Below are 13,382 nucleotides of genomic sequence, written 5' to 3' on the forward strand. Positions count from 1 at the left end.
AACAACGGAATCCAATATCTCAATGTCAGGAGAGACAGCGAATGAAATACAGAAAGCTTGGCCGCTCCGGCCTCAAGGTCAGCGAGATCAGTCTCGGCAGCTGGATGACGTACGGACATACAGTCGGTGAAAATACGGGAGCGAAGCTGGTCGACCGCGCCTTCGAGCTCGGCATCAACTTCATCGACACCGCCAATGTGTATGAGCAGGGCGCGGCGGAATCCATGCTCGGCGACATTCTGCCTGCGTATCCGCGCGAGTCGTATGTGCTGGCGACGAAGGCGTTCTGGCCGATGGGCTCGGGCCCGAATGACCGGGGCCTCTCCCGCAAGCATGTCGTCGAGCAGCTGAACGCCAGCCTGAAGCGGCTGAAGCAGGACTACGTCGACATTTTCTACTGCCACCGCTACGATCCCGAGACTCCGGTGGAGGAGACGCTGCGCACGATCGAGGACTTTGTCCGCCAGGGCAAGGTGCTGTACGTCGGCGTCAGCGAATGGAGCGCGGCCCAGATCCAGGAGGCGGTTCAGGTCGCGGACAAGTACCTGCTGGACCGCATCGTCGTCAACCAGCCGGAGTACAGCATGTTCAACCGCACCATCGAGCGGGACGTGCTGTCGGTCAGCGAGAAGAACGGCATTTCCCAAGTCGTGTTCTCCCCTCTCGCCCAAGGCGTGCTCACCGGCAAATACCGGCTCGGCCAGGAGCTTCCGGAGGGCAGCCGCGCGAGCGATCCGAAGACGAACATGTGGATCAAGAACTACCTGACCGACAGCCATCTGCGGAAGGTCGACCAGCTGGACGCCGTGGCGAACGAGCTGGGCTTGTCCCTCTCCAGCCTGGCGCTCGCCTGGATTCTGCGCCATGACAGCGTAGCCAGCACGCTCGTCGGAGCGACGAAGGTGTCCCAGCTGGAAGAGAATGTGAAGGCTTCGGGCGTAGAGCTTTCGGAAGAGATCGTCGCGAAGATCGAGGCGATTTTGACGGGAACGGAAGAATAGAAAAGTCCGTTCGGACCTTCTTTCCTATTCCAGCAATCTGTTAACCGCACAGCAAAGAGCGCCCGTCGTCGACGAGCGCTCTTTTGCCAGTTGCCTCCTGCACGAGAACAATTATAGTCCGTCCATCGGCGCTCAAGGATTTATTTCCACCTCTTCCGCATGCCAGTGTCCGTTTTTCCATTTTACTCTCATCCTGATGGTCTCCACCGATCCGAACCGATGATCATCGGCTACGAAGGAAAAGCTCTGCCTGGCATAAACATAGGCTCCAAAAAAGGAATGAATCGGAACGATGGAAAAGATTTTATGTTTGTTCGACTCGTAGCGGTAAGGCGACTGCACCAAACCGCGCTTCAGCGGATTCAGCTTGTCGTAGGCCTGCTCATTCATGTAGGGAGCGAAGTTTATATCCGTTTGCATTCCAATCGTTATTATTTTTTGGACGCCGTTCCTTATCCAGATGAAGCCTGCGGTATATGCGGACAGGAATAGGAGCAGCAGGAAAAGGAGCAGCGAGAGCTTCTTCTTCAACGCAATCATCCCTCCCCTGCTCTCAAAAACGCAAGGCGGCTGCGCAAGGTTGCGGGCTCCATGTTTCTGTCCGAACCTTTCCCAAGCCTGAGTCAGTTGTTGAACAAGCTCCGATACTCCGTCGGCGTCATCCCTTCATGCTCCTGGAACCGCTTGTTGAAATAGCTGGCGCTCGGATATCCGGCCCGCACGGCGATATCTCCGATGTTGTCGTCCTTCCGCTCCAGCAGCTGCTGCTTCGCCATCTGCAGCCGGGCGCGCGTCACGAAGTCCGATGGCGTCATCTGCATGGCGCTCTTGAACAGCTTGCAGAAATAATGCGGGCTCACCTCCGCCCGATCCGCCCATTCCTGAAGGATGAACGGCTTCGCCGCCTCCTGCTGCATGAGCGGCAGCAGGCCGATGACGCGGCTCTCTGCCGGGCTCGTGCGCCCCGAGGTCAGGCTGACCGCCTGCTGCACGAACTCCGCGAGCACCGCATACGTCAGCGTGGACAGCAGCGCCGGCCGGGTCATGCTGTTCGCTTCGGCTTCCTGAAGCAGCGCGAGATGAGCCTCCTCCCAGGCGGCGGGCTGGCGCAGCTTCCACAGATTGTTCTTGTGGAAGCCCCTTTCGATCATATAATCATGAAGCGTGCCGCCATAAAAATGGATCCAGCGCACATCCCACGGCTCCTCGGCGCTGCTGTAATACCGCTGTCGCTGCAGCGGAAAATACAGAACCGCCTCGCCCCGCTCCAGCTCGTGGATCTTGCCTTCCACCTCGACATACCCCCGCCCGGAGGCGACGTAATGGATGTTGAAGTTGTTCAGGGCGCCTGCCTCCCGATGCACCGAATGCGTGGGATATTCCGTGTATCTGCCGACCGATTCCGGAAAGACGAAGTACGGAAGATCCGGCCAGGTCAATAAATGGGCCTGCCGCTCCATTGAAATCTCCTCCAGGACAATATTGTTCTAATGACTCTCAAAATATTATTATTTTTATTCTATCTTCCATTTCATATAATGACAATATAATCGCAGTTGTTGAAGGAGGAGATGTTTGAGCCATGAACGGGAAGCTGAAATGGGGCATTTTGAGCACCGCATCGATCGCGAGGGGTTCGGTCATTCCGGGCCTGATGAAATCCGAGCTCAATGAAGTCATAGCCATTGCAAGCCGGGATGAAGGGAAAGCCCGCGGGACGGCGGATGAATTCGGGATACCCGGATATTATGGCAGCTATGAGGAGCTGTTAGCCGACGATGAAGTCCAGGCGGTCTACATTCCGCTGCCCAACCATCTGCACCGCGAGTGGGCGATCCGCGTCATGGCTGCCGGCAAGCATGTGCTGTGCGAGAAGCCGATCGCGCTGACCTCGGCCGAAGCGGAAGAAATGGCTGCAGCAGCGGCCGCGAGCGGCGTCATTCTCGCGGAAGCCTTCATGTACCGCCATCATCCCCGTTACGAGACGATCCGCAGCATTATCGATTCCGGCAAAATCGGCGATCTGAGAAGCATACACGGCACGTTCACGTTCAACAGCTCCAACAGCTCCGGCAACGTCCGATTCAACAAGGACTGGGGAGGCGGCGGCCTCTACGACGTCGGCTGTTATCCCATCACGGCAGCCCGGCTCCTGCTCGGCCAAGAGCCGGAGGCCGTCACCGTCAGAGCTTTGTTCTCGCCGCAGCACGGCGATGTCGATATGATGGCTTCAGGATTGCTGGAATTCCCGGGCGGCCTGGGCGTTACCTTCGACTGCGGCATGTGGGGCGCCTTCCGCAATACGCTCGAGGTGCTCGGTACCGAGGGCATCATCGAGGTTCCTTCCGCTTTCATCGCTCCGGAGGACAGCGGAGCCCATTTCTACTTAACAGTCAACGGACAGCGGGAGGAAATCGAAGTTCCTCACATCAACCATTTCTCGCTGGAATGCGACGATTTCGCCCGTACGGTGCTGCACGGAGAGCCGCAGAAATTCCCGCCGCAGGATGCGGTCCGCAACATGCGCGTTCTGGAAGCCTGCCTGCAATCCGCGCGCGAGGACAAGCGCATCGTCCTGCAACCGGTTGCAACCCACCAATAAGGAGGAAATGCCATGAAAACAATCCTCATCCCGGGAACCGACAAGCCCGTCTCGATTCTGATGAAGGGCTCCGACTACTTTACGCATGACCAGTACGAGAAAGCGGCGGCCAATCTCGACGCCTTCCTCGCCATCGGCGGAAATGCCGTGGATACGGCGCACATCTATTGCGGCGGCCAGAGCGAAGAGGTTCTGGGCCGTTACATGGAGGAGCGCGGCAACCGCGATGACCTCGTCATCCTGACGAAGGGCGCCCATCATGACCATACCGGTCCCCGCGTGAACCGCCAGGCGATCAACAGCGATCTGACGACGAGCCTGGAGCGGCTGCGCACGGATTACGTGGAGCTGTATGCGCTTCACCGGGACGATCCTTCCGTGCCTGTCGGCGAAATCATCGAAGCGCTGAACGAGCATATCGAAGCCGGCCGCATCGGCGCGATCGGCGGCTCCAACTGGACCTGGCAGCGGCTGCAGGAAGCCAATGAATATGCGGCGGCCCATGGCCTTGCCGGCTTCACCTTCAGCAGCCCGAACTTGAGCCTCGCCAAGGTCAACGAGCCGTTCTGGCACGGCTGCGTGTCGGCCGACGCGGAAACGCTTCGGTGGCATGAGCAGCAGCAGCTGCCCCTGCTGTCCTGGTCCTCCCAGGCGCGCGGCTTCTTCACCGGCCGCTTCTCGCCCGAGGTGCGCGACAACGACGACATCGTCCGCGTCTTCTACAGCGACGGCAACTGGGAGCGTCTGCGCCGGGCCGAGCAGCTGGCCAAGGACAAGGAAGTCACGGTCATTCAGATCGCTCTGGCTTATGTGCTCAATCAGCCGTTCCCGACCTGCGCGCTGATCGGCGCCCAGAACGCGCAAGAGCTCCGCTCTTGCCAGGAAGGGACATCCATCAAGCTGACGCGCGCCGAGCTGGACTGGCTGGATCTTACCGCTGCTAGCGTTGCGGGATAAGAATAGCCCGAAAAAGAGAGCTTGTGCAGGCAATCAAGGAGGCTGCCCCTCAGGACAGCCTCTCCATTCCTAAAACGCCAAAAGGGACGAAGCGGATATGGTTGATCCGCTTCGTCCCTTTTCCTTTTTGGCGGGCCTGCCCTCTCTCCATTCCATTACCAAGCGGATGATCTTGATAGAAGGGCTTTTCTATTCATTTCCCTGATGTCCCTCTTAGGACTTTCCGAGCGAGATGCGAAAACCATTAGATAGAGTAAAGCAGAAGCTTGTCCCGCCTGGATGCAACCACGGCCAGCTTCCCCTTCCAAGAATCAGTACCGGTTATAGGCCCGCAGCAGCGTGAAACGGTTCGGCCGGACCTTGTCCGCCTCGCGCAGCGATTTCTCCACCAGCTGCTCCGGCAGGCCGAGCTCCTGCGCCGAGACCGGACCGCCGACGGAGCGCAGCCAGTCCCTGATTCGGCCCGGTTCCGGCAGGCTGCCGATCCATTCCTGTATTTCCGGCCAATGCCGCTCCAGCGCCTTCCTTCCTGCGGCGTCCACCACCTCGCCGTGACGATAACGATCTGTGCCATCAGCCGAAGCGGCGATACGTTTGTACAGCGAGGAGATCAGCGCGCTTGCCGCTCCGACCTTCGCTCCATGCAGCAGCTGCCTCTGCCCCGTGCGGTGCAGCTCCATCTCCCAATAATGCGAAAGATGGTGCTCCGCGCCGGAAGCGCAGTTTGACGAGCCCAGTATGAGCATGGCAAGCCCCGAGCGGATCAAGGCTTCGGTCAGCGCCGTGATTCCTTCGGCGCTGCGGCTTGCGATGCTGCCGGCATGTCGGATGCATGACTCCAGCGCATCCTCCGTCATCGCAGCCGCCCATTCATCATACGGGCTTAAGCCCAGGCGGGCTTCAATCCGCCAATCCAGCAGGGACGTGAATTTGCCGAGCATATCCCCGAAGCCGGCGGCAACTAGCGGCGCGGGAGCCGCCCGGAGCAGATCCGTATCCGCGAACAAAGCCGAGGGGCCGACGGCGGAGACCGTCGTTTTCATCCCGCGGATGAGCAAAGGAGCCCCGAGCGAGGTGAAGCCGTCGACCGAAGGCGCGGTCGGCACGCTTACGAAAGGAATGCTTGCCGTGTAGGCGGCATAACGGCTGAGGTCGTGGATCGTGCCGGAGCCGGCTGCGACGATGGCCGTCGCCCGATGCTGCTGGACCGACAGCAGCAGCTGCACGACCGAAGCCTCGTCCGCGACGACGTCGCCCGCCGCATTGGCATCGATCAAGACGGGATGCAGGGCCAGCTTCATGCTTGACGCCGCATCGAGAAGAATCGTTCCCGCAACTTTCGACGTTGCCGCGTCGCATGCCATGACCGCGTTCCGATGCCCTTTCTCCGATAGGAATTCCACAGTCCGGGCTGCCGCCCCGGACGAGACGTCGATCGTTTCCGGGAATGTCATGCCGCTCAAGTCCCGCCCTAAGGCGAGCGCTCCTTGCGCCATTTCTTGCAGAATCATGCCGGCATTCTCTCCCTTCCATGGCTGCCTTGCTGCCTGAGGCTTGTCAGCGCCCATGTCTCAGCGATTCAGCCGCCACAAAAGATCGCTCAGCCGCAGCTCCTGGCGCAGGCTCCCCGGCTTCGTGTCCCGGCCGATCACAACCGCTTCGATGCCTGCCATCTCGGCGAAGTCGAGCATCTGCTCCGTGCTGACGTTGTACGAGAAGCCGGTATGATGCGCGCCGCCCGCCTCGATCCAGTTCTCCACTCCCTGCTTCAATGATGGAAACAGCCTCCACAAAACCCGCGCGACCGGAAGCCGGGGCATATTCCGAGCCGGCTCCACGGCTTCGACCTCGCTGACGAGCAGGCGGAACCGTCCGCCCAAATCGACGATCGACGCATTGATGGCGTCGCCTCCGCGTCCGCTGAACACCATGCGCGCCGGATCCTCCTTGCCGCCGATGCCGAGCGGATGCACCTCCAGAGCGGGGCGTGCCGCCGCGATCGTCGGGCAGATCTCCAGCATATGGGCGCCAAGCACAAGCTCGTTGCCAGGTTCCAGATGATAGGTGTAGTCCTCCATGAAGGAGGTGCCTTCATTGCCGGACATGATTTTCATCAGACGCACGAGCGCTGCCGTCTTCCAGTCGCCTTCCCCTGCAAAGCCGTATCCCTGCGCCATGAGCCTCTGCACGGCGAGACCGGGAAGCTGCTTCAGTCCGTGCAGATCCTCGAATGTCGTCGTGAACGCGGTGAAGCCCCCGTCCTCCAGAAAGCCCCGGATCGCGATCTCCAGCCGCGCCTGGTAGGCGATCGCCTCCCTTGCCTCCGGCGATCCGTCATTCATCGCGTACAGCTCGGCGTATACGCCCATGAGCCGCTCCACCTCCGCGGCCGCGACCTCATCGACCCTCTTCGCCAGATCGCCGACTCCGTATGTGTTGACCGACCAGCCGAACTTGATCTCCGCTCCGACCTTGTCGCCCTCCGTCACGGCTACCTGCCGCATATTGTCGCCGAAACGGGCAACCTTCAGCGTGCGGCTCTCCGCGAATGCGGCGGCGGCTCGCTGCCAGTCACCGATTTCCCGGCGGACGGCTTCGTCCTCCCAATGCCCGAACACGACCTTGCGGGCGGTTCCCATCCTGGCATGGATATAGCCATGCTCCCGGTCGCCATGGGCGGACTGGTTCGTGTTCATGAAGTCCATGTCGATCGTCTCCCACGGAATGTCGCGGTTGTACTGCGTAGCCAGGTGAAGGAGCGGCTTCTTCAGCCTGGACAAGCCTCCGATCCACATTTTGGAGGGGGAAAAAGTGTGCATCCACGCAATGACTCCCGCGCATTCGGCGTCCGCTCCGGCTGCGGCCAGCGCCGAGGAGATCTCCTCCGGGGTCGTGAGCACTCCACGGAACTCGATTTCACAAGGAATAACGCTGGATGAACTCAGCTTTTCCGCGATTTCGCGGCTATGCCCTTCTACTTCCAAAAGTGTCTCGGGTCCATACAGATGCTGGCTTCCGGTCAAAAACCAGAAACGCCAAGGGCGAGCGGTCAACATATGGCAGCCATCCTTCCAAGGTTGATGGGTTCAATCGGTAAGTTGCGGTCTTTTAAAGCAGATCCATTCGATTAATTTGATCATTGATTTGGTCATTTGGCCTATGAATTCGACTATCAACTCGGTCTATGAATTCGACTATGAATTCGTTCTATAAATTCGGTCTATGAATGTGATCGAATCAAAATCCGTTCCGAACCCCTCCAGCTCTATTGAACCTGCGGCTGCGTCCGGCCGTTCCGTTCCGAAGAATTCCTCGCCTGCTCCTTCATCGATTTAAGCGTTTTCATGACTCTTCCGGCTCCACGTCCGAAATAATCATGCAGCTTGCTGTATTCCTGGAAGAGAGCTTCGTAGACCCGGACATTGCCGGGGATCGGCTTGAACGACTCTTCCTTGACGCGCGCCATGAAACGCGCGGCATCCACGATGGAATCGTAGCCTCCCTGCTCCGAGCCGGCAGCGACAGCGGCGAACATGGCGGCGCCGAGCGCCGGCGTCTGCCTGGAATCGGCAATCCGGATCTCGCGGTTCGTCACGTCGGCGTAGATCTGCATCATGAGGCGGTTTTTTTGAGGCAGGCCGCCGCAAGCGTAGAGAATGTCGACCGGCACTCCGCTGCCATGAAAAGCGTCTACGATCATCCGGGTTCCGTAGGCCGTCGCCTCCAGCAGCGCGCGGTACACTTCTTCCGGACGGGTGTGGAGCGTATATCCAAGCATCAAGCCGGTCAGGTCGGCGTCGACCAGCACCGAGCGGTTGCCGTTCCACCAGTCCAGCGCCAGCAGGCCCGACTCTCCCGGCAGCAGCGCCGCCGCCTTTTCCTCGAGCCATTCGTGAATGCCGGCACCGGCGTCGGCAGCCGCTTCAAGCGCATAGGCCGGCACCGCTTCGCGCGTGTACCACTCGAAGATGTCTCCGACAGCGGACTGGCCCGCTTCATAGCCGTAATACCCCGGAATGATGCCGTCCTCGACGACTCCGCACATGCCCTCCACGATGCGCTCCTCTTCGCCGAGCAGCATATGGCAGATGGAAGTGCCCATCACCATCACCAGCTTGCCCGGCGTCACGACGCCGACGGCGGGAACCGCGGCATGGGCGTCCACGTTGCCGGCGGCGACCGCCGTGCCCGCGCGCAGGCCGGTCAGCCGGGCCATCGCTTCCGTAAGGCCGCCGACTCTCGTGCCCGGCGGAACGATCTCTCCGCGGAGCTTGGTGGCCGTCAAATCCTCCAGGCGCGGATCCAGCGAGCCGAAGAAGTCGGCGCCCGGATAGCCGTCGCGCTTGTGCCAGGCGGCTTTGTAGCCGGCCGTGCAGCTGTTGCGGACGAAAGCATCGGTCAGCCGGTAAATGACCCAATCCGCCGCTTCCATGAACAGATCGGCCCGTTCGTAAATATCCCGGGCTTCATCGAGTATTTGCCAAACTTTGGCGAGCATCCACTCGGAGGACAGCTTGCCGCCGTAGCGCTGCAGCCAGGCTTCGCCTCTATGCTCCGCCGCTTCGTTCAGCTTGTTCGCCTCGTCCTGCGCCGCATGATGCTTCCACAGCTTCACCCAGCTGTGCGGATGGCCCGCATGCTCCGGCAGCAGGCAGAGCGGCGTCCCCGCGGCATCGACAGGCAGCATCGTGCAGGCCGTGAAGTCGATGCCGATGCCGATAATGTCTTCCGGATCGACGCCGGATAGCCGGAGCACCGCCGGAATCGAGCTTCCCAGCACTTCCATGTAGTCCGAAGGATGCTGAAGCGCCCAGTCCGGCTCCAGCTCCAGCCCCGAGCCCGGCAGCCGGCGGTCGATGACATGATGGCGGTACGGTGTGACATGATCCGCGATCTCGGAGCCGTCGACCAGATCGACCAGGACGGCCCGCCCGGACTGCGTCCCGTAATCGACGCCGATGGCGTATTTCCTTTTCATGGCTGCGAGCCCTCCTTGGGAATGGATTGGCCGTAATAAGCGCCCGATCCGTGCTTGCGCAAATAGTGGCGGTCCAGCAGCAGCTCCGACATGCCGGCCAGATCCGGCTTCAGCCGGAAGCTGCGGTAAGCCATCTTGGCCACCTCCTCCAGCACGACGGCGTTATGGACCGCTTCGGACGGATCCTTGCCCCACGTGAACGGAGCATGGCCATGGACGAGGACGCCGGGAATGGCGTCGGGATCGCGGTTCAGGAACGTCTCTGCGATGACCCTTCCCGTCTCCTTCTCATATGCGCCCTCGATCTCCGCGGCGTTCATCGGACGGGTGCAGGGAATCTCGCCGTGAAAATAATCCGCATGGGTCGTGCCGAGAGCCGGTATTCCGAGCCCGGACTGGGCCCAAGCCGTCGCCCAGGAGGAATGGGTATGGACGATGCCGCCGATGGATGGAAAGGACCGGTACAGCACCAGATGGGTCGGCGCGTCCGACGACGGCTTCCACCTTCCCTCCACGACGTTTCCTTTGAGATCCACGACCGCCATGTCGTCCGCCGTCATGTCCTCATAAGGAATCCCGCTAGGCTTGATGACGACAAGGCCGGAGCCGCGGTCGATGCCGCTGACATTGCCCCAGGTGAACGTGACCAGGTTGTAGCGAGGCAGGTCGAGATTGGCTTTGAGCACTTCTTCCTTCAACTGCTGAAGCATAGAGCGAGGCCTCCTTTCGCCGATTCCACCCCATTATATACTTGTATGTACATCTTGGGAATATATGAACCATAAAAAGACCAGCCTGTACATACATCAGGCTGGTCTTGATTCTCGATTCCAATACTAAACCATCACTTTTCCAGGGCTGCCGTGGAATCGCGGATGACAAGCTCCGGCTTGTAGACGAACTCCTTCGCCTCGCCCGGACGGCCTTCGATCAAGCCAAGCAGCGTCTCGGCCGCCTTGATGCCAAGCTCCGCCTTCGGATGCGTGAGGCTCGTCAGCTTGACCGGACCCGCGACCGCATAAGCGGAGTCGTCGAAGCCCGTCAGCGACAGATCGCCGGGCACCGACAGCCCGAGGCCCGCCGCGGCATCGACCAGCCGCACAGCCAGCTCGTCGTTGTAGCAGACGAGAGCGGTCGGACGGCGGTCTCCGGTCAGAAGACGGGAAGCCGCTTCAAGCGGCTTCTCATGCTTGTCCTCGGAGGAGTACAGCACGAGCCGCTCCGGGTGCAGCGGTATTCCCTTCTCTCTGCAGGCTCTCATGAATCCCTTCATCCGCATCGTTCCCTGGATGTCGTCGGTCTTGAAAAAGCCGGCCAGCTCCCGATGGCCGAGGCTGATGAGATGGGAAGCCGCCTCATATCCGCCCGCTTCGTCATCGACCCTAATGCAAGGACAGTCGAGACCCGAATAACGCTCGTTGATCATGACGAACGGAATCCCCTCCAGCTCCAGCCGGATGTACAGGTCCATGTTCGCGTTTCCCTGGGCGCTCTTCGTCGGTTCGATGATGAGCCCGCTTGCCGGGTAGGAAAGCATCCGCTCCAGGCTGTCCCGCTCCTTGAGCTTGTCGTTGTCCGTGCTGGAGAGGAGGAGCCCGCAGCCTCTGCGGCTCAGCTCGCTCTCCGCGCCCCGGACGATATGGGGGAAGATATAGTCGGAAATATACGTCGTCACCATGCCGATCGTCGGCGTGTCTCCGGCGGTGCGTACGCGCAGCCGGGAGACGAACGTCCCCTTGCCTTGGACCCGGTAGAGCAGCCCGTCGTTCACCAGCTCTCCAATCGTCTGCCGGACCGTCTGCCTGCTGAGGCCGAACATGGCCGCGAGTTCGTTTTCCGAGAGCATCTGCTCGTCGGCCTTGTACCGTCCCTCCTGCAGCCAATCTCCAATCTGCTGCTTCAACGCCAAATATTTCGGAACCTTGTCATCCATCCCAGCACCCCGTCGCATATATTTACATGATTATATCATATTTAAGTTGTACATACATGTTGGATGAGCTATGATAAGGCTGGAAAACAAACCCTTCTATATAAAGCGAACATTTGATCGAGCGGAGTCGATGGAATGATTTCTGGAGAAGCAGAGCTTACGAAGCGTTTTTCTCCGAAAACTTGAAGCGTTCGCCTTTAACCCGTATATCCCCTATTCATAGGGATTTTTTCGAGAAATCCGGGTCTAACAGCGATCGGAAGAGCATTCCATCTGCGCAGCGGCCCCTGTTCGTTTCCGTTCAATTTATATAGACCAAATCGATGCGAACGAGGTGCAGGCGAATGGCTCTTCAAGCAAAAATGGCTGTCGACAGGGATTTTGTCATCGGCCGCGTGGACGACCGGCTTTACGGTTCTTTTATCGAGCATCTGGGCCGAGCCGTCTACGGCGGCATCTATGAGCCGGAACATCCTCTCGCGGACAGCAGCGGCTTCCGCCGGGACGTCCTGGACATGGTGAAGAAGCTCCAGGTACCGATTGTCCGCTATCCGGGGGGCAACTTCGTGTCAGCCTATGACTGGAAGGATGGCATCGGCCCCCGGGACAGCCGTCCGAGCCGGCTGGAGCTGGCATGGCGCACGGTGGAGCCGAATCTCGTCGGCATGAACGAATTCGCCGACTGGGCGAAGGCGGCCGGAACCGATGTCATGTGGGCGATCAATCTCGGCACCCAGGGCATGGAGGATGCCCGGCAGGCGATCGAATACGCCAACCATCCGGGAGGCAGCTATTGGAGCGATCTGCGGATTTCCCACGGCTATAAGGAGCCCCATGGAATCAAAACCTGGTGTCTCGGCAACGAGATGGACGGTCCATGGCAGATTGGCCAGAAGACCGCCGCCGAATACGGCAGAGCCGCATCGGAAGCCGCCAAGGCGATGCGTCAGGTCGATCCTTCCATCGAGCTGGTCGCCTGCGGCAGCTCCGGCCTTGGCATGCCTACCTTTGCAGAATGGGAAGCGACGGTGCTCGACCTGTCCTATGACCAGGTGGACTACCTGTCGCTGCACCAATACTACGGCAATCATGAAGGCGACACCCCCACTTTCCTGGCGCGGTCGCTTCAGATGGACGAGTTCATTGAAAGCGTTGTCGCGATCTGCGATTACGTCAAAGCCAAAAAGCGCAGCAAAAAGCGGATCCACCTGAGCTTCGACGAGTGGAACGTCTGGTATCATTCCAATGAATCCGACCGCAAGCTGGACCCTTGGCAGATCGCTCCCCCGCAGCTTGAAGACGTCTACAACATGGAGGATGCGCTCGTCGTCGGCTGCATGCTGATCTCGCTGCTCAAGCATGCCGACCGCGTCCATATCGGCTGTCTCGCCCAGCTCGTCAACGTCATCGCGCCCATCATGACCGAGAACGGAGGCAGCGCCTGGGCGCAAAGCATTTATTATCCGTACTTGCACGCTTCCCTTTTCGGCCGCGGCCAGGCGCTCGTGCCCCTGATCCGCTCTCCCAAATACGACACCAAAGAAATCACCGATGTTCCTTATCTGGAGTCCGTCGCCGTCCATCGCGAGGAAACCGGCGAAATCACGATCTTCGCCGTCAACCGCAGCCTGGACGAGGAGCTGCTGACGGAAATCGACCTCCGCAGCTTCGGGACATGCTCCTTGATCGAGCATATCGTGCTCGACAATCCCGATCTCAAGGCGTTCAATACAGCGGCTAGGCCCGACACGGTCCTTCCCCGCACGGGCGGAAGCTCGACCGTGGACGGCTCCAAGGTCGCCGCTTCCCTGCCGAAGGCTTCCTGGAACGTGATCCGTCTCCGGACCATTTCGTAAGCCGATTGCAGGTTGCAGGAATGACAAGCAAGGGACTCCGGCGGACGCTGCCGGA

Annotated in this window: 11 protein-coding genes; 4 read left to right on the forward strand and 7 right to left on the reverse strand. The window is 60.0% G+C overall.

The window, feature by feature from the left end; all coding sequences use genetic code 11:
- Nucleotides 1–41 precede the first annotated feature (41 nt).
- On the forward strand, nt 42–1,001 hold the full coding sequence (locus VE23_RS08480) for an aldo/keto reductase family protein (protein WP_049867760.1): 960 nt from the start codon (nt 42–44) through the stop codon (nt 999–1,001).
- A gap of 132 nt (nt 1,002–1,133) precedes the next feature.
- On the opposite strand, the gene VE23_RS08485 is transcribed toward VE23_RS08480, so the two are convergent.
- Both VE23_RS08485 and VE23_RS08490 read right to left on the reverse strand, forming a co-directional pair.
- A complete protein-coding gene (locus tag VE23_RS08485) occupies nt 1,134–1,532 on the reverse strand; it encodes a hypothetical protein (protein ID WP_049867761.1) in 399 nt (132 codons plus the stop codon).
- 92 nt (nt 1,533–1,624) lie between these two features.
- Nucleotides 1,625–2,461, reverse strand: coding sequence for a helix-turn-helix transcriptional regulator (locus VE23_RS08490; RefSeq protein WP_048747477.1), 837 nt, complete (start codon nt 2,459–2,461; stop codon nt 1,625–1,627).
- Between the two features lie 122 nt (nt 2,462–2,583).
- Here VE23_RS08490 and VE23_RS08495 point away from each other — a divergent pair, with 122 nt between their 5' ends.
- Both VE23_RS08495 and VE23_RS08500 read left to right on the forward strand, forming a co-directional pair.
- Complete coding sequence (locus VE23_RS08495) at nt 2,584–3,603, forward strand: Gfo/Idh/MocA family protein (RefSeq protein ID WP_049867762.1); 1,020 nt, start codon at nt 2,584–2,586, stop codon at nt 3,601–3,603.
- A 12-nt stretch (nt 3,604–3,615) separates the two neighbouring features.
- Nucleotides 3,616–4,560: an aldo/keto reductase gene (locus tag VE23_RS08500; RefSeq protein WP_049867763.1), complete on the forward strand. Its 945-nt coding sequence runs from the start codon at nt 3,616–3,618 to the stop codon at nt 4,558–4,560.
- Nucleotides 4,561–4,871: 311 nt separating this feature from the next.
- Here the strand turns inward: VE23_RS08500 and VE23_RS08505 are convergent, their stop codons facing one another.
- The 5 genes from VE23_RS08505 to VE23_RS08525 all read right to left on the reverse strand — a co-directional run bounded on the left by VE23_RS08505 (nt 4,872) and on the right by VE23_RS08525 (nt 11,471).
- Nucleotides 4,872–6,071 carry a sn-glycerol-1-phosphate dehydrogenase gene (locus tag VE23_RS08505; RefSeq protein WP_049867764.1) on the reverse strand — a complete coding sequence of 400 codons (1,200 nt, stop codon included), beginning with the start codon at nt 6,069–6,071 and terminating at the stop codon, nt 4,872–4,874.
- A gap of 60 nt (nt 6,072–6,131) precedes the next feature.
- A complete protein-coding gene (gene araA, locus VE23_RS08510) occupies nt 6,132–7,616 on the reverse strand; it encodes an L-arabinose isomerase (protein WP_049867765.1) in 1,485 nt (494 codons plus the stop codon).
- A gap of 209 nt (nt 7,617–7,825) precedes the next feature.
- Nucleotides 7,826–9,538, reverse strand: a complete 1,713-nt coding sequence (locus VE23_RS08515) for a ribulokinase (protein WP_049867766.1) — start codon at nt 9,536–9,538, stop codon at nt 7,826–7,828.
- The gene (gene araD, locus VE23_RS08520) at nt 9,535–10,248 is read right to left on the reverse strand and encodes an L-ribulose-5-phosphate 4-epimerase (RefSeq protein ID WP_048749830.1); all 714 of its coding nucleotides are present in this window, start codon (nt 10,246–10,248) and stop codon (nt 9,535–9,537) included. Before araD ends, VE23_RS08515 begins: the two co-directional genes overlap by 4 nt.
- A gap of 134 nt (nt 10,249–10,382) precedes the next feature.
- Complete coding sequence (locus VE23_RS08525; protein ID WP_049867767.1) at nt 10,383–11,471, reverse strand: GntR family transcriptional regulator; 1,089 nt, start codon at nt 11,469–11,471, stop codon at nt 10,383–10,385.
- A gap of 344 nt (nt 11,472–11,815) precedes the next feature.
- Between VE23_RS08525 and arfA the strand changes: the two genes are divergently transcribed.
- The gene (gene arfA, locus VE23_RS08530) at nt 11,816–13,327 is read left to right on the forward strand and encodes an arabinosylfuranosidase ArfA (RefSeq protein WP_049867768.1); all 1,512 of its coding nucleotides are present in this window, start codon (nt 11,816–11,818) and stop codon (nt 13,325–13,327) included.
- Nucleotides 13,328–13,382 lie beyond the last annotated feature (55 nt).

Origin of the sequence: Paenibacillus sp. D9 (assembly GCF_001188365.1) — a bacterium.
In the GTDB taxonomy this organism is placed as follows: Bacteria; Bacillota; Bacilli; order Paenibacillales; family Paenibacillaceae; genus Paenibacillus_O; species Paenibacillus_O humicus.

Bases quoted from the DNA above. Each gene is read 5' to 3' on its own strand.
- VE23_RS08480 (WP_049867760.1), top strand. From the start codon at position 42: ATGAAATACAGAAAGCTTGGCCGCTCCGGCCTCAAGGTCAGCGAGATC.
- VE23_RS08490 (WP_048747477.1), bottom strand. From the start codon at position 2,461: ATGGAGCGGCAGGCCCATTTATTGACCTGGCCGGATCTTCCGTACTTC.
- VE23_RS08495 (WP_049867762.1), top strand. From the start codon at position 2,584: ATGAACGGGAAGCTGAAATGGGGCATTTTGAGCACCGCATCGATCGCG.
- VE23_RS08500 (WP_049867763.1), top strand. From the start codon at position 3,616: ATGAAAACAATCCTCATCCCGGGAACCGACAAGCCCGTCTCGATTCTG.
- VE23_RS08505 (WP_049867764.1), bottom strand. From the start codon at position 6,071: ATGATTCTGCAAGAAATGGCGCAAGGAGCGCTCGCCTTAGGGCGGGAC.
- araA (WP_049867765.1), bottom strand. From the start codon at position 7,616: ATGTTGACCGCTCGCCCTTGGCGTTTCTGGTTTTTGACCGGAAGCCAG.
- VE23_RS08515 (WP_049867766.1), bottom strand. From the start codon at position 9,538: ATGAAAAGGAAATACGCCATCGGCGTCGATTACGGGACGCAGTCCGGG.
- araD (WP_048749830.1), bottom strand. From the start codon at position 10,248: ATGCTTCAGCAGTTGAAGGAAGAAGTGCTCAAAGCCAATCTCGACCTG.
- VE23_RS08525 (WP_049867767.1), bottom strand. From the start codon at position 11,471: ATGGATGACAAGGTTCCGAAATATTTGGCGTTGAAGCAGCAGATTGGA.
- arfA (WP_049867768.1), top strand. From the start codon at position 11,816: ATGGCTCTTCAAGCAAAAATGGCTGTCGACAGGGATTTTGTCATCGGC.